A 14,931-nucleotide genomic window follows, 5' to 3' on the forward strand; every position below is an offset into this window, starting at 1 on the left:
AGTCCTCCAGGAGCTCCGACATGCCCGAACACCGCCGCATCCTCCTCGACGGCGCCGCCGTGGAAACCGTCCGGGACGGTGACGAACTGGTCGCCGGGGACGGCCGCCGCGTCAAGGCCGACGAGGCGCTGCACCTCCCCCCGGTCGTCCCCTCGAAGGTGATCGCCGTCCACCTCAACCACCGCAGCCGGGTCGATGAGTTCGGCATCGGCCTGCCCGGCACACCGACCTACTTCCACAAGCCGACCTCGGCCCTCAACTCCCACCAGGGCGCCGTCGTCCGGCCCGAGGGCTGCAAGTGGCTCAACTACGAGGGCGAGGTCGCCATCGTCATCGGCAGGACGGCACGCAACATCGCCCCGGCCGAGGCGGGGCGGTACATCGCCGGGTACACCGTCGCCAACGACTACGGCCTGCACGACTTCCGCGACACCGACGCCGGCTCCATGCTCCGGGTCAAGGGCTCCGACACCCTCTGCCCGCTCGGCCCCGGCCTGGTCACCGACTGGGACTTCCGCGGCAAGCGGCTGCGCACCTACGTCAACGGCGAGGTCGTCCAGGACGGCACCACCGACGAGATGACCTGGGACATGCACTACCTCGTCGCCGACATCGCCCGCACCATCACCCTGTACCCCGGCGACGTACTGCTGTCCGGCACCCCCGCCAACTCCCGGCCCGTCGAGCCCGGTGACGTCGTGGAGGTGGAGGTGGAGGGCCTCGGCCGGCTCACCAACCACATCGTCACCGGCCCCACCGCGATCCGCACCGACGTGGGGGCGCAGCCCACCGAGTCCGAGGAGGTGCTGTCCACCGCGCTCGGCGGCGACTGGGAGTTCCGTGGCATCAGGCCACCCAGGCGTTGACCGGACAGCCGCCGGTAGGGTCGGCGTCATGACCGACTCCGTCGAGCCCGCCGGCGGGCGACGCTCCCGCAAGCGCGTCAACCACTACGGGACGGGCCGGGCCGCCCTGCTGGACGCCGCCGTCCGCGTGGTGGCCCGCGGCGGGCTGCGCAAGCTCACCTACCGGGCGGTCGCGGAGGAGGCCGGCGTCACCCACGGGCTGGTCGTGCACCACTTCGGTTCGCGTGACGCGCTGATCGAGGAAGCCGTCACCCACGCCGTCCGCACGTCGCTGACCAGCAGCACACTCGACATCGGCACCGGTGATCCGGCCGACTTCGCCGGCGGGCTGACCGAGATGGTGGACAGCGGCCCCGAACTCCAGGCGTTCCAGTACGAGCTGCTCCTGGAGGCCCGGCGCAGGCCGGAGCTGCTGCCGCACCTGCGCAGCCTGTACGAGGAGTACTTCGAGGCCACACGCCGGGAGCTGTCCCGCATGCTTCCCGCCCCGGTGAGCCGCGGCACCTCCCGGCTCGTCTTCGCGGCCCTGGAGGGCCTGGTCCTGCACCAGCTCGTCTTCGGCGAGCGCGAGGTCACCGAGGAGGCGCTCGGCGAGCTCAGGGCCCTGCTGCGCGGACTGGCCGAGGGCCCCGCCGGGAGCTGACCGGCTCGGGCGCTGCGGCCCGCCGTGTCCCTGGCGTGGCCCCGCATGCTCACCGGCTCGTTCGCGCAGGCGGCGGGCGGTGGGACCGTCCCGTGTCACGCCGAGGTGAGAATGCGTCCTTCCCGGGATTCCCAGCGCCCAACCCCTTGTCAAACGGATAGTTCCGCCCCACGATGAGGCAACTCGTTTGGCCTGAAACGATCCTCCCCTTCTCTGGCAGGTGATCCGAGTGGACAGTCAGACGGCCTCCGCCGAGCGGACCGTACGGGACGCCCCCACTAAAGCCACGCTCAAGCCCAACGCCCTGGGTGTCCTGGGCATCCTCTTCTTCGTCCTGTCCGGTCAGGCCCCGCTCACGGGAATCGCCGGCGCGGCTCCGATCTCCGTCGCCCTCGGCAACGGATCGGGGACCCCGGCGGCCTACCTGCTGGCCGGAGCCGTCATCCTGCTCTTCTCCGTCGGCTTCGTCGCCATGGGGCGGCACGTCGTGGACGCCGGCGCCTTCTACACCTACATCGGCACCGGCCTCGGCCGGACCGCGGGGGCGGGCAGCGCGAGCGTCGCCCTCTTCGCGTACTGCGTCATCCAGGCGGCGATGTACGGCCTGTACGGCTCGATCGTCAGCGGCCTCGTGGCCGACCACACCCCGCTCCACCTCCCCTGGTGGGTGTGCACGCTGGTCACCATGGCCGTGATCCAGGCGCTGGGCTCCGCGGGGATCGAGATGGGCGCCCGGGTCCTGGCCGTCTTCGTGCTCGCCGAGTTCAGCATCCTGCTGGTCTTCGGCCTGGTCACCCTGTTCCGGGGCGGCGGCCCCGAGGGACTGGGCGTGGCCGACAGCTTCTCCCCGTCGGCGGCGCTCCAGGGCGCCCCCGGCGTCGCCGTGATGTTCGCCGTGGCGTCGATGTTCGGCTTCGAGGCCACCGCGATCTACGGCGAGGAGGCCAAGGAGCCGAGGAAGACGGTGCCGCGGGCCACCTATCTGTCGGTGCTCGTGGTCACCGCGTTCTTCGCCCTCACCTCCTGGATGCTGATCTCGGCCTACGGCGCGTCCAAGGCGCCTGCGGCGGCTGGCGCGGCGCTGGCGAGCGGCGACTCCGCGGGGTTCGTCTTCGCGCCCATGGCCGCCCAGTTCGGCGGCTGGATCAACGACGTCCTGCCGATCCTCCTGGCCACCTCCCTGTTCGCCGGAATCCTGACCTTCCACAACTCCGCCAACCGCTACCTGTTCTCCCTCGGCCGCGACCGCCAGCTGCCCGTCTCCCTCTGCCGTCTCAACAGCCGGCTCGCCCCGTGGGCCGCCGGCTGTGTGCAGACCGCGATCGCCGTCCTCCTCGTCGTGCCGTTCGCGCTGGCCGGCAAGGACCCGGTGCTCACCCTCTTCTCCTGGTTCAGCGGGCTCGCCGTCCTCGCCATGATGCTGCTCTACCTGCTGACCTCGGTGTCCGTGGTGGTGTTCTTCCGCCGCCGGCGGGTGGACGGCCGGATGTGGAACACGCTGATCGCGCCCGTGCTCGGCGCGCTCGGCCTCGCGGGCGCGATCTGGCTCGTTCTGGCCAACTTCACCACCCTCATCGGCGGCGAGGCGAGCACGGCGTTCTGGCTCGTGCTGTCCGTGCCCGTGGTGCTGGCGCTCGGAGTCGCCAACGAACGCGCGAGGCGCCGGCGCACCACCGCCGAGGCCCCCTGACACCGCGTGGCCGCCCGTCCGGCACGAGCCCGCGACGGGCGGCCGTCCGCCCTTCCCACCGCCGACCACCCGGTCTGGAGGACCGCATGACCGTTGCCACCCACGACGAGTGGCTCCGCCGGTCGAAGACCCTCGACCTGCCCCGCACCCACCTCATCGACGGCGCCGAGGAAGCCGGGGGCGGCAGCACGTTCCCCGTGATCTCGCCCCGCGACGGACAGCCGCTGACGGAGGTCGCCGACGGCGGCACCGCCGAGGTCGACGCCGCCGTGACCGCCGCCCGCCGCGCCTTCGACCACGGCCCCTGGCCGCGGCTCGCCCCCGCCGACCGCGGCCGGATCCTGCTGCGCGTCGCCGACCTCCTGGAGGAACACCGGTCCGAGCTGGCGCTCACCGTCAGCCTGGAGATGGGCAAGCCCATCACCGACGCCCACGACATCGAACTGCGGGCCGTCATCACCACCTTCCGCTGGTACGGCCAGCTCGCCGACAAGCTCACCGACGAGTCCCCGCACACCGCTCCCGACGCCCTCGCCCTGGTCACCCGCGAGCCGGCCGGCGTCGTCGGCGCGGTCGTGCCCTGGAACTTCCCCCTCACGCTCGCGGGCTGGAAGGTCGCCCCCGCCCTGGCCGCCGGCTGCACCGTCGTCCTCAAGCCCTCGGAGCACTCGCCCCTGTCCGCGCTCCTGCTCGGCCGGCTCGCCCTGGAGGCCGGCCTGCCCCCCGGCGTGCTCAACGTCGTGGCCGGCGACGGCCCGGCCGCCGGCCGCGCCCTCGGCCTCCACCCCGACGTCGACGTCCTCGCCTTCACCGGCTCCACCGCCGTCGGCCGCCACTTCCTGCGCTACTCCGCCGACTCCAACCTCAAGCGCGTCTGGCTGGAACTGGGCGGCAAATCCCCCAACATCGTCCTGCCGGACGCCCCCGACCTCGACAAGGCCGCGGCCACCGCCGCCTGGGGCATCTTCTTCAACCAGGGGGAGATGTGCACCGCGCCCTCCCGGCTGCTGGTCCACTCCTCCATCGCCGAAGAAGTCACCGAAGCCGTCGTACGACGCGCCCGCGAGCTGCGCGTGGGCGACCCCCTCGACCCGGACACCGAGATGGGCGCCCTGGTCGGCGAGCAGCACCTCACCCGCGTGCTCGACCACATCGACGCCGCACGGCACGACGGCGCCCGCCTGCGCACCGGCGGCACCCGGATCCTCACCGAGACCGGCGGCGTCCACCTCCAACCGACCGTCTTCGACCAGGTCGCACCGGACAGCCGACTGGCGCGGGAGGAGGTCTTCGGGCCCGTGCTCTCCGTGCTCACCTTCGACGACCTCGACCAGGCCGTCAGCCTGGCGAACGCCACCGAGTACGGCCTCGCCGCCGGCCTGTGGACCTCCGACCTGTCCACCGCCCACCGGGTCTCCCGCGCCCTCAAGGCCGGCACCGTGTGGGTCAACTGCTACGAGGAGGGCGACCTCACCGTGCCCTTCGGCGGCATGAAGCAGTCCGGCAACGGCCGGGACAAGTCCGTCCACGCCCTGGAGAAGTACACCGAACTGAAGACCACCTGGATCCAGTTGTGACCCACCGCCCGCTGATCGCCGTACCCGCCCGCTTCGCCGCCACCGCCTCGGCGCTGCGCCACGCCGCCGAGGTGAACGCGCGTGCCCTGATCGAGGCCGTGTGGCGGGCCGGCGGCGAGCCCGTCACCCTGCACCCGCACGCCCCGGGCGGCACGGCCGACCCCGCCCAGGTCGCCGCACGCCTCGCCCGCTTCGACGGCCTGCTGCTTCCGGGCGGGGGCGACATCGCCCCCCACCGCTACGGAGTGGTCGACGCACACGAAGCCGTCTACGACGTCGACGACGAACAGGACGCCTTCGACCTGGAACTCGCCCGTCAGGCGCTCGCACACCGGACACCGCTCCTGGCCGTCTGCCGCGGCCTCCAGGTGGTCAACACGGCACTGGGAGGAACCCTCCACCAGGACATGGGCGGCCCCGGGCGCGAGCACCGCCACGTCCGCCACCCCGTGTCCCTCGCCCCCGGCTCGGCCCTGGCCGAGGTCACCGGCGTCGACAAGGCGGAGGCGTCCTGCTACCACCACCAGCACGTGGACCGGCTGGGGGAGGGGCTGACCGTCACCGCCCGCGCCGCCGACGGAACCGTCGAGGCCGTCGAACTCGCCGACGGGGGACCGCTGTTGGCCGTGCAGTGGCATCCCGAGGACACCGCCCACGAGGACCCGGTGCAACAGGCTCTCTTCGACGCGCTGGTGCGCGCCGCTCGGGGGGCGGTCTGACGGCGGCCGCAGGGGACGAGCGGCCGTCTGCACCTGGCCGCGGTGCCGGGCCGGGACGCCCTCGCCCCGGGGTCAGCCCTTGGGGCGCCGTCCGCTGCGGCGCGGCGTCGGGGACTCACCGTTCAGGAGCGACCTGCGGCGGTCCTCGCCCTCCTCCTCGATCTGGAGTACGACACGGCGCAGCCCGTCGGCGAGACCGCGGCACTCCGCGTCGCTCAGCCGGGCGGTGACGAAGGCCTCCTCCTCGTTGAACGCGGGGAACACCCGGCGCATGAAGTCCTCGCCCTCCTCGGTGAGGGACAGCAGGACGAGCCGCCCGTCGGTGGGATGACCGGCGCGCCGCAGCAGCCCCCGCGACTCCAGCGTGCGGGAGACCCCGGTCAGCGTGCCCTTGGAGATGCCCGCCTCCTCGGCCACGTGCCGGGTCTCGGACTCGCCCCACACCCACACCACCCACAGCACCACGAAGGCGGTCCAGGTCAGGTCCGAGCCGCGCAGCACGGAGTTCTCCAGGTGCTGGCGCACGGCGGACGCGGCCCGGTAGATGTTGGCCACCGCGGCCATCTGCTCCCGGCGCAGGGGGATGTCGCCGAGCTTCTGCGCGGCGAGCTTCTCCGCCTCGCTGATGGACCGCTGGCTGGGCACCGTGGCTCCCTCACGTCGTCCCTGGATCGCGCACCCCGCGGGGCCGGCGATCGTTCGGCACCAAATTGTACGGGGAGGAGATCCACACCCGGGCCGCCCGGAGACCGGCGCCCGCACTGACGCGCCCCGCCGCTCTCCCCGCCTGATCGGCAGGTCTTGATCACCCTGGATAGGCTCAGGGCATGATCGGTGACTGGCGGATGGACCGGATCGGCTCTGCTGCGCGGGGCGAGAATCCGACTGTCCTGCGGCGGCTGGAGTCCGGGTTCGCGGTGATCGGCGACGTCCAGTTCCTGCCCGGGTACTCGGTTCTCCTCGCGGACGAGCCGGGTGTTCAACGGCTGTCCGACCTGCCCAGGGCCAAGCGGCTGTCGTTTCTGGCGGACATGGACCGACTCGGAGAAGCGGTGGAGCGGGCCTGCCGGCGGCAGGACCCCGCTTTCCGCCGGGTCAACCTGGAAATCCTCGGCAACACGGACCCGTTCTTGCATGCCCATGTCTGGCCGCGGTTCGCGTGGGAGCCGCCCGAGTTGGCGGGCAAGCCGGTGTGGCTGTATCCGCCTGAGCGGTGGAGTGACGAGCGGTTCAGGCTCGGCCCGCAGCACGACGCGCTGCGGGAAGCGATCGGCGGCGAACTGGACCGGTTGACGGCCTGACGGCGCCCTGGACCGGCCAAGGCTCAAGATCGGCTCAACTCGCTGGAATCCGCCCCGGCCGCCGGTGCATCCTCCTCGGCACGACCACGTACACACAGGGGGAACACCGATGAAGACCTTGCTCGGCCGCGTCGTGACGCGCGTGCGGGACGTCGTGTCGGGGCGCCGGGATGTCGAGGAGTACGGCGACCCGGAGGCCCGTCGCCACGGCCCCCGCAACCGCGACGCCCACCTGGCCCGCCACTACGTCCCGACGCCACCGCCGGTCCCCACCGACTTCTCCAGCGGTATGTAGCGCGCCGCGCACAACGAACGCCGGCCCGCTCCCGGCATCGACGGATCGCGGGAGTCCGGCGGCGGCGCGGGGCGTGCGGCGGCGGTGCCGGACGTGCTGCCGGTTCTGCCCGTGGTCCGCAGCGGGAGCAGGGCGATGTCGCCGGTGTGCCGGCCCTGGGGCCAGCTGCGGTGGACCAGGTCGTTGATCAGCGGATCCCGGTCGGACACGTCGGTGCGGCCGGTGCCGGCGCCCCGCGGGCTGAAGCGGGCGCTGGTGGCCGCGCCGCTGGGACCCGGTGCCCTGACGGTCCGGGGCCGGCGCACTCCGCCCCGCCGGTCCGCCGACGCGGCCGGTGGCGTCAGATCGTCGGGGAGGAGGGGGCACGGGCGACGGCCGTCCGATGTGCAGCGCCCTGCGGCGGCCGTCCGGACCGGTGCGCGCTCCACTCGCGCAGGGAGCACCGGACCGTCGCCGGACCGACGGGGAGCAGCGGAAACGCCCGCTTCCCCCGGAACGCCTGCCGACACCGGACTCCACCCAGGTGGAGAACCCGGCCCGCCGGTTTCGGAACCGTGTGGGCGGAGACTTCTGATGGCATGCGGTGCCGAGTCGCCGGCGGCGCCGACGGTTCCCTCCTCGACGACAGCGGTGGCGAGAAGCGATGCGGAAGAGGAAAAGGAAGCAGCAAGAGGCGGCAGTGATCCCTCTGGAGCTATGCGACCAGTGCGGAGTCACCTTCCCCGAGGACGACGCGGTGCGCGGATACGTGCCCGACTCCTCCTCGGTGAGCCGCCACAACGACTGGTTCGACGGCCTCAGGCTCGTCACCGCGTGCGGAACGGACCACTTCGACGTCCTGCGGGAGACGTACCGGCGCCGTCCGTACACGGAGGAGGAACTCTGGGCAGCCAAGATCACCCGCGCCCTCACCGAGGGACCGCCCACCCTCTCGATCGTGGAACTCCAGTGCCGCACCGGCCTGCACGAGCCGGAGATCAGGCGCGCCATCGCCTGGCACAACATCCGCCGGGGACGGGGGGGCGGCACCGTGACCACGGGACCGGACCGTCCCTCCCGCAGGGCGATCGCATCCCCCACGGCATCCGCCACGGCAGTTCACCGGGAGTGAATCATGAGAGTCGTCCCGCGCCTGGACGCCTACCAGAGACGGCACCGCTGGGTGGGCCTGCCGCTCGCCGTCCTGTACAAGTTCTACGACGACCAGGCGTTGTACCTCGCGGCCCTCCTGACCTACTACGGTTTCCTGTCGCTGTTCCCGCTGCTGCTGATCCTCGTCGTCGTCCTGAGCACCTTCCTCAGCGACGATCCCGCCCTGCAACAACGTGTCCTGGACTCCGCCCTGAGCGAGTTCCCGGTCATCGGTGACCAGATCGGGGAGAACATCCGCTCCTTCCACGGAAACGGTGCGGCGCTGGCCGTCGGCATCGTCGGCAGCCTCTACGGTTCGCTGGGCGTCGCCCAGGCCGCGCAGTACGCGCTCAACAAGATCTGGGCCGTCCCCAGGCACGCCCGCCCCGACCCGCTGCGGTCGCGGCTGAAGGGTCTCGTCTTCCTGTTGATCCTGGCACTCGGACTGTGCGCCTTCACTCTGCTGTCCGTGGCGGACTCGGCGACATCCGTCCTCGGTGCACGCCTGCGGGGCTGGACCTGGCTGGCCGCCGCCGCCGGCTCCGTGTGTCTGAGCACCGTGCTCCTGCTGCTCAGCTACCGGCTGCTGACCCACCGGCCACTGCCGCTGCGCCGGCTCCTGGGAGTGGCCCTGGGCGCGGCGGTCGGATGGCAAGCGCTCCAGTGGGTGGGCTCCTACTACGTGAGCCACGTCCTGCGCGGGGCCACAGCCACCTACGGCCTGTTCGGGATCGTCCTGGGGCTGCTCGCCTGGCTCTACGCCGGGGCGCTGATCTTCGTCGCGGCCGCCGAGGTGGGAGCCGTGCGGGTCATGCGGCTGTGGCCGCGCAGTCTGCTGACCCCGTTCACGGACCGCGTGTGCCTGAGCCCGGCGGACCGCCGTGCCTACCAGTCGTACGCGGCGACCGAGGCGTTCAAGGGCTTCCAGAAGATCCGCGTGCACTTCGAACCGCCGCCCGACCCGCACGACCAGCCCCCCGACGACGCCCGGTGAGACGATCGGGTGCTCAACGGGACGTACGCCTCATTGGCGTTCCAATCGACGTCGAGGGTAGGCGTGTCGCAACCGGGGGCGGGCGGCACCCTGGAGGTACGGCGAGCGGGACGCGACGGCACCCGGACGACTACTGAGGCGGCGGTTTGCGTGGTGGACGAGACGCCTGGGACACACACGAGCGGCTCTGCGGCCCCGAGGGCGAGGCTCTGCCTCGTGACCGGCGCCGGCGGCTACATCGGAGGGCGGCTGGTGCCGGAACTGCTGAACGCCGGGTACCGGGTGCGCTGCCTGGTGCGCACGCCCCGCAAGCTGCGCGACCAGCCGTGGGCGGGGCAGGTGGAGATCGCGCGGGGCGACGTCACCGACGCCGGCCCGGTCGCGGCGGCGATGGAGGGCGTCGACGTCGCCTACTACCTGGTGCACGCCCTCGGCACCGGCCGCGACTTCGAGCGAACCGACCGGGAAGCGGCCCGCGTGTTCGGCGACCAGGCCCGCCGGGCCGGCGTCGGCCGCCTGGTCTACCTGGGCGGGCTGACCCCGGCCGGCGTGCCCGAGCGGGAGCTGTCCCCGCACCTGCGCTCCCGCGCCGAGGTGGGGCACATCCTCCTCGGCTCCGGAGTGCCGACGGCCGTACTGAGGGCCGCCGTGATCATCGGCTCCGGGTCCGCGAGCTTCGAGATGCTGCGCTACCTCACCGAGCGGCTGCCGGTCATGGTGACCCCGCGCTGGGTGCGCACCCGCATCCAGCCGATCGCCGTACGGGACGTACTGCGCCTCCTGGTGGGCTGCGCGACCCTGCCGGCCGACGTCAGCCGGGCCTTCGACGTCGGTGGCGGCGAAGTGCTGACGTACGTGGAGATGATGCGGCGGTACGCCGCCGTGGCCCGGCTGCCCCGGCGGCTCATCGTCCCGGTGCCGGTGCTCACGCCCGGCCTGTCCAGCCAATGGGTCGGCCTGGTGACGCCGGTACCGGCCGCCCTCGCCCGTCCGCTGACGGAGTCGCTGCGCCACGAGGTGGTGTGCCGGGAGCGGGACATCGAGCGGTACGTGCCCAGCCCGCCCGGCCACCCGATCGGTTTCGACCGCGCCGTCGCTCTCGCCCTGGAGCGGGTGCGGGACGCGCAGGTCGCCACCCGCTGGTCCTCCGCCTCCGTGCCGGGCGCGCCCAGCGATCCGCTGCCCACCGACCCGGACTGGGCGGGCGGCAGCCTCTACACCGACGTACGCGAACGCCACGCCGATGCGGCCCCCGAGGCGCTCTGGGACGTCGTCGAGGGCATCGGCGGCGAGAACGGCTGGTACTCCTTCCCGCTGGCCTGGGCGGTGCGCGGCCGGCTCGACCGCCTCGTCGGCGGGGTGGGCCTGCGCCGGGGACGCCGTGACGCCCGGCGGTTGCGGGTGGGCGACTCGCTGGACTTCTGGCGGGTGGAGGAGGTCGAGCGCGGGCGGCTGCTGCGGCTGCGCGCGGAGATGCGGCTGCCCGGCCTGGCCTGGCTGGAGATGCACGTCGACGAGGACACCGCCGGCGGCGCCCGCTACCGGCAGCGGGCCCTGTTCCACCCGCACGGGCTGCTCGGCCAGCTGTACTGGTGGAGCGTGTCCCCCTTCCACGCGGTCGTCTTCGGCGGGATGGCCCGCAACATCGTGCGTGCCGCCGAACGCGCGCGGACACGCGCCGGCGCGGCCCGGCCGGGCGAGGCGCGCGGACCCGGCCCCGCGTCCGAGCCCGCCCCCGCCGCGGAAGACCGTGCCGGACCCGCCCACCGCCGCCGTCCCGGGGAGGGAGACTGACCCACCGCACATCCCGGATGGGCCGCGAGGCGCACGTACCGGCTGGGCGACCGGCACGTCGAGGGGCGGCCGCGGCGGGTCACGGCTGGGAGTCCGCCGGGTTCGCGCCGGCCCGGTCGGGCGGCACCGGGACCGGTGTCTTCGGGGCAGTGGCGCCGAGTGCCGTGACAGGCCTGCCGTGGCCGAAGGCGGCCTCGACGAAGCACTGGTCATGGGCCGACCGCGCGCCGTGCCGCAGGGCGCGCTCCAGACAGGGGCGGGACGGCGGGTTGCGGCGCGACCAGCCGTCGTGGAGCAGGGACACCGCGAAACCGGCGAGGAAAGCGTCCCCGCATCCCATGGTGTCGGCCATGGTCCGTGCGTCCGCCGCGTGTGCCGGTGCCGTCACCAGGGTCCGGCCGTCGTACACGGTGGCCCCCGCGAGGCCCCGGGTCGCCAGGACCATGCGCGCTCCCCGGGCCACCACGGCCTCGGCCAACCGCCGTGTGGCCGCCTCGTCCAGGTCCGAGCAGGACAGCAGGGCCAGGTCCAGGTGGGGGCAGACCCGGTCGAGGTAGGCGGGGGAGCGGAACTCGTCGTCGTCGGAGAGGTCGAAGCTGACCAGGGGGCCGGCCGCGGCGAGCTTGGGCAGCTCGCTCTCGGTGCGCGAGTAGACGCTGGAGTGCACCAGCGAGAACGACGCCGCGTACGCCAGCAGGGCGTCGTCCAGGACGAGCGGTTCGCGCACGGTGACACCGCCGCCGTTGTAGTCGAGGAACACCCGGTCGCCGTCCCGCACATGGAGGGTGGAGACGCCGGACTCGCCGTGGCGCACCACGCTGCGCTCCACCGCGACGCCCTGGGCCGCCACGGCCGCACGGAGGAAGGCACCGAGGTCGTCGTCGCCGAACACGCCCAGGTAGGCGGCGTCGAGACCGAGACGGCGGGCGTACACGGCGACGTTGACGCAGTTGCCGCCCGGGTAGTCGATGCCGCGGTCCACGAAACGGTCCACGACGTTGTCCCCGAAACCGAGGATGTTCATCAGTTCTCCAGGGGCGCGGGCGCCGCGTCGGTGCGCGGCGCCCGCTCGGGGCGTGCCGGTGCGGGCGTACCGGCACGCCGGGGCGGATGGAGGCGGGGTGGGACGCAGCGCGGTCAGTAGTCCATGACGCGGTAGTAGCGGCGCAGGTCCAGGGAGTGGTCGCGCACCCGCTCCAGGTGCTTGCTGACCCGGTCCATCACGGTGTCCAGCACCAGCGGCGCCAGCAGCCCCCGGAACTCGGGGCTGATCCCGGCCAGGGGGTAGTCGCGGGTGTCGAAGACGGTGACGTCCTTGGAGACGCGCCGGGCGAACGCCTCGGCCCGGTCGGTGAGCGCGCGGGTCTCGTCCTCGCCCTGGAAGACGATCACGCTGGTGTCCTCCTCCAGCAGTTCCAGAGAACCGTGGAAGAACTCGGCGCTGTGGACCCGGGTGGTGCGCAGCCACTGCATCTCCTCGAGGATGCACATGGAGTACAGGTAGGTGAACCCCCACAGGTTCCCGCCCCCGATGAGGAAGTGGTAGTCGGTGTCCTTGTGGGCCTCGGCGAAGTCGGACGCCACCGGCTCGGCCTGCCGGGCGACCTCCACCAGGATGCGCGGAAGGCCGGCGAGTTCGTCCGCCAGACGCTCGTAGCCGGTGAACTCGCCCCGCCGGGACAGCAGCCGGCCCATGAACAGCAGCAACTGGACGTCGAACGGCCAGGCCTTGGGCGCCGACACCAGCGCGGTGTCCACCCGCTGGGCGACGGGGGAGTCGGGGTGGCCGGTGAAGCCGATCGTGTACGCGCCCCGCTCCTTGCAGTGGTCGATGGCCCTGAGGCTGTCCTCGGTGGTGCCGGAGACGGAGGTGAAGACGGCGGCGGTCCGCTCGCCCAGGCGGGCGTCACCGGAGACGACCAGTTCCGCCGCGATGGCCGCCCGCACCGGCAGCACCGAGGTGCGCCGGGCCAGGTGCTCGTAGGGCCACATCTGCGCGTAGGTGCCGCCGGCGCCCACCAGGAGGACGTGGTCGTACCCCTCGTCCACGAGACGGTCGACGACCTCCTCGATCCGGGGGCGCAGCGCCACGAGGCTTTCCGTCTGGGCGACGAACTCGGCTTCGTTGAAAGAGAGCACGGTGATGGTTTCCTTCGAGGGGTTGTGTCCGACCGGCCGCGACGGGCCGGTGTTCTGGGGCGCGGGAGAGGTGTCAGGCCGCGCGGCGCCGGGAGAACAGCACGTTCGCTCCGGCGATGACGAGGCCGCCGACGAAGATCAGCGTCCCCATGACGTTGACCTGTGGGGGCACTCCGGTACGGCTGGCGCTGTACACCCACAGCGGGAAGGTGACCGTCCGGCCGGCGTTGAAGCTGGTGACGACGTAGTCGTCGACGGACAGCGCGAAGCACAGCAGGGCGCCGGAGGCCACACCGGGCAGCAGCGCCGGAAGGGTGACCAGCCGGAACGCCGTCCACGGGCCGGCCCCGAGGTCCCGGGCGGCCTCCTCCAGCGTCGGGTCGTGACCCGCCATGCGGGCCCGCACGGTGATGGCGACGTAGGGGATGCAGAAGGCCACGTGGGCGATGACGATCGTCCCGTAGCCGCGCGGCACGCCGAGGACGATGAACAGCGACAGCAGGGCGGCGCCCAGGGCGATCTCGGGGGCCGCGATGGCGGCGAACAGCAGCAGGTCCACGGAGCCTCGCCCGCGGAAGCGGTGGCGGCCCAGGGCCAGGCCGATCGGGGTGCCGAGCAGGGTGGCGACCGCCGTGACGACCAGTGCGACGGTGAGGCTGTTCACCAGCGCCGCGGTCAGGTTGGGGATGGCGAACAGGTGCCGGTACCAGGTGAGGGTGAAGCCCTGCCAGGTGAAGTTCACCTTGCTGTGGGTGTCGTTGAAGCCGAACAGGACCATGACGGCGATCGGCAGCAGCAGCCAGGCCAGCACCAGCCAGGTGTACAGGGTGAGTGTGGGGCGGCGGCGCGGGCCGCGGCCGGTGCGCGGCCGGGACGCCGCGACGGTGTCCTCGGCGGGGGTGACGGTGCCGGTGGTCATCGCGCGGCCACCTCCAGCACGTCGTCGGTGCCCAGGGCGCGGGCGTAGGCGAACACGGCCAGCAGCAGGGCGCCCATGAGGACGAAGGACAGGGCTGCGGCGGCCGGGTAGTCGAGGTTGGTGAAGTACTCGGTCTGGATGATGTTCCCGATCATGGTCGTCGAGGGGCCGCCGAGGATGCCGGCGTTGACGTAGTCGGCGGAGGCGGGCACGAAGGTCAGCAGGACGCCCGCGAACACTCCCGGCAGGGACAGCGGCAGCACCACGCGCCAGAAGGTCTGCGCCCGGGAGGCGTACAGGTCGGTGGAGGCCTCGATCACCTTGGCGTCCACCCGCTCCAGCGCCACGTACACGGGCAGCACCATGAACGGCAGGAAGTTGTAGGTCAGTCCGCCGATCACCGCGTACGGGGTGGCCAGGACGTGGAAGCCTTCGGGCAGCAGTCCCAGGTGCTTGAGCGGGCCGAGCAGGACGCCGTTGTCGGCGAGCACCACGTTCCAGGACTGGGTGCGGATGACGAAGGAGACGAAGAACGGCAGCAGGAGCAGGAAGAGGAAGACCGACTTGTGCCGGCCGGCCCGGAAGGCGATCCAGTAGGCCACCGGGTAGCCCACCAGGGCGCAGCCGACCGTGGCCGCGGCGCCGTAGAGGAGGGAGCGGACCAGTTGCACGTGGTAGGTCTCCACCACGTGGGCGTAGGTGCCGAAGTGGAACGTCTGGCGGAAGCCGTCGATGAAGTCGCCGGTCTGCAGGGACAGCGACACCATGACGATCACCGGTGTCACGAAGAAGGCGGCCAGCCACAGCCAGCCCGGCAGCACCATCAGATACGGAGCCAGCACCGCGCCGGGGCGCCGTCGGCG

Annotated in this window: 15 protein-coding genes; 10 read left to right on the forward strand and 5 right to left on the reverse strand. The window is 72.6% G+C overall.

All coding sequences use genetic code 11. The annotated features are described in order from the left end of the window. The first annotated feature begins 20 nt into the window (after window positions 1–20). The 5 genes from ABZV94_RS07385 (at window position 21) to ABZV94_RS07405 (ending at window position 5,495) form a co-directional block, all read left to right on the forward strand. Window positions 21–866: a fumarylacetoacetate hydrolase family protein gene (locus tag ABZV94_RS07385; protein WP_356338156.1), complete on the forward strand. Its 846-nt coding sequence runs from the start codon at window positions 21–23 to the stop codon at window positions 864–866. Between the two features lie 28 nt (window positions 867–894). Continuing rightward, a complete protein-coding gene (locus ABZV94_RS07390; protein WP_356338158.1) occupies window positions 895–1,509 on the forward strand; it encodes a TetR family transcriptional regulator in 615 nt (204 codons plus the stop codon). A 229-nt stretch (window positions 1,510–1,738) separates the two neighbouring features. Further along, complete coding sequence (locus tag ABZV94_RS07395) at window positions 1,739–3,199, forward strand: APC family permease (protein WP_356338160.1); 1,461 nt, start codon at window positions 1,739–1,741, stop codon at window positions 3,197–3,199. 86 nt (window positions 3,200–3,285) lie between these two features. Then, window positions 3,286–4,776, forward strand: a complete 1,491-nt coding sequence (locus ABZV94_RS07400; protein ID WP_356338162.1) for an aldehyde dehydrogenase — start codon at window positions 3,286–3,288, stop codon at window positions 4,774–4,776. After that, entirely contained in the window at window positions 4,773–5,495 is a 723-nt protein-coding gene (locus ABZV94_RS07405) for a gamma-glutamyl-gamma-aminobutyrate hydrolase family protein (RefSeq protein ID WP_356338164.1), read from the forward strand. Before ABZV94_RS07400 ends, ABZV94_RS07405 begins: the two co-directional genes overlap by 4 nt. Before the next feature lie 72 nt (window positions 5,496–5,567). Here ABZV94_RS07405 and ABZV94_RS07410 read toward each other — a convergent pair whose 3' ends face one another. Next, on the reverse strand, window positions 5,568–6,140 hold the full coding sequence (locus ABZV94_RS07410) for a MarR family transcriptional regulator (RefSeq protein WP_356338166.1): 573 nt from the start codon (window positions 6,138–6,140) through the stop codon (window positions 5,568–5,570). A gap of 182 nt (window positions 6,141–6,322) precedes the next feature. On the opposite strand from ABZV94_RS07410, the gene ABZV94_RS07415 reads away from it, so the two are divergent. From ABZV94_RS07415 to ABZV94_RS07435, 5 genes are all read left to right on the forward strand, one after another. After that, window positions 6,323–6,796 (forward strand): diadenosine tetraphosphate hydrolase, encoded by a 474-nt coding sequence (locus ABZV94_RS07415; RefSeq protein WP_356338168.1) that lies wholly within the window; start codon window positions 6,323–6,325, stop codon window positions 6,794–6,796. Window positions 6,797–6,905: 109 nt separating this feature from the next. Then, entirely contained in the window at window positions 6,906–7,091 is a 186-nt protein-coding gene (locus ABZV94_RS07420; RefSeq protein WP_356338170.1) for a hypothetical protein, read from the forward strand. A gap of 679 nt (window positions 7,092–7,770) precedes the next feature. Further along, on the forward strand, window positions 7,771–8,202 hold the full coding sequence (locus tag ABZV94_RS07425) for a hypothetical protein (protein WP_356338172.1): 432 nt from the start codon (window positions 7,771–7,773) through the stop codon (window positions 8,200–8,202). 3 nt (window positions 8,203–8,205) lie between these two features. Next, on the forward strand, window positions 8,206–9,216 hold the full coding sequence (locus tag ABZV94_RS07430; protein WP_356338174.1) for a YhjD/YihY/BrkB family envelope integrity protein: 1,011 nt from the start codon (window positions 8,206–8,208) through the stop codon (window positions 9,214–9,216). A gap of 153 nt (window positions 9,217–9,369) precedes the next feature. Continuing rightward, window positions 9,370–11,010 carry an SDR family oxidoreductase gene (locus tag ABZV94_RS07435; protein ID WP_356338176.1) on the forward strand — a complete coding sequence of 547 codons (1,641 nt, stop codon included), beginning with the start codon at window positions 9,370–9,372 and terminating at the stop codon, window positions 11,008–11,010. A gap of 79 nt (window positions 11,011–11,089) precedes the next feature. Here the strand turns inward: ABZV94_RS07435 and ABZV94_RS07440 are convergent, their stop codons facing one another. The 4 genes from ABZV94_RS07440 to ABZV94_RS07455 all read right to left on the reverse strand — a co-directional run bounded on the left by ABZV94_RS07440 (window position 11,090) and on the right by ABZV94_RS07455 (window position 14,910). Beyond that, window positions 11,090–12,034, reverse strand: a complete 945-nt coding sequence (locus tag ABZV94_RS07440) for a PfkB family carbohydrate kinase (RefSeq protein ID WP_356338178.1) — start codon at window positions 12,032–12,034, stop codon at window positions 11,090–11,092. Window positions 12,035–12,147: 113 nt separating this feature from the next. Next, the gene (locus ABZV94_RS07445) at window positions 12,148–13,149 is read right to left on the reverse strand and encodes an SIS domain-containing protein (protein WP_356338180.1); all 1,002 of its coding nucleotides are present in this window, start codon (window positions 13,147–13,149) and stop codon (window positions 12,148–12,150) included. A 73-nt stretch (window positions 13,150–13,222) separates the two neighbouring features. Next, window positions 13,223–14,068, reverse strand: coding sequence for an ABC transporter permease (locus ABZV94_RS07450; RefSeq protein WP_356338182.1), 846 nt, complete (start codon window positions 14,066–14,068; stop codon window positions 13,223–13,225). After that, window positions 14,065–14,910 carry an ABC transporter permease gene (locus tag ABZV94_RS07455; protein ID WP_356338184.1) on the reverse strand — a complete coding sequence of 282 codons (846 nt, stop codon included), beginning with the start codon at window positions 14,908–14,910 and terminating at the stop codon, window positions 14,065–14,067. The genes ABZV94_RS07450 and ABZV94_RS07455 overlap by 4 nt, the downstream gene beginning before the upstream one ends. Between the last annotated feature and the right edge of the window lie 21 nt (window positions 14,911–14,931).

Source organism: Streptomyces sp. NPDC004658 (assembly GCF_040609555.1).
In the GTDB taxonomy this organism is placed as follows: Bacteria; Actinomycetota; Actinomycetes; order Streptomycetales; family Streptomycetaceae; genus Streptomyces.

Bases quoted from the DNA above. Each gene is read 5' to 3' on its own strand.
- ABZV94_RS07430 (WP_356338174.1), top strand. From the start codon at position 8,206: ATGAGAGTCGTCCCGCGCCTGGACGCCTACCAGAGACGGCACCGCTGG.
- ABZV94_RS07420 (WP_356338170.1), top strand. From the start codon at position 6,906: ATGAAGACCTTGCTCGGCCGCGTCGTGACGCGCGTGCGGGACGTCGTG.
- ABZV94_RS07400 (WP_356338162.1), top strand. From the start codon at position 3,286: ATGACCGTTGCCACCCACGACGAGTGGCTCCGCCGGTCGAAGACCCTC.
- ABZV94_RS07450 (WP_356338182.1), bottom strand. From the start codon at position 14,068: ATGACCACCGGCACCGTCACCCCCGCCGAGGACACCGTCGCGGCGTCC.
- ABZV94_RS07390 (WP_356338158.1), top strand. From the start codon at position 895: ATGACCGACTCCGTCGAGCCCGCCGGCGGGCGACGCTCCCGCAAGCGC.
- ABZV94_RS07415 (WP_356338168.1), top strand. From the start codon at position 6,323: ATGATCGGTGACTGGCGGATGGACCGGATCGGCTCTGCTGCGCGGGGC.
- ABZV94_RS07440 (WP_356338178.1), bottom strand. From the start codon at position 12,034: ATGAACATCCTCGGTTTCGGGGACAACGTCGTGGACCGTTTCGTGGAC.
- ABZV94_RS07385 (WP_356338156.1), top strand. From the start codon at position 21: ATGCCCGAACACCGCCGCATCCTCCTCGACGGCGCCGCCGTGGAAACC.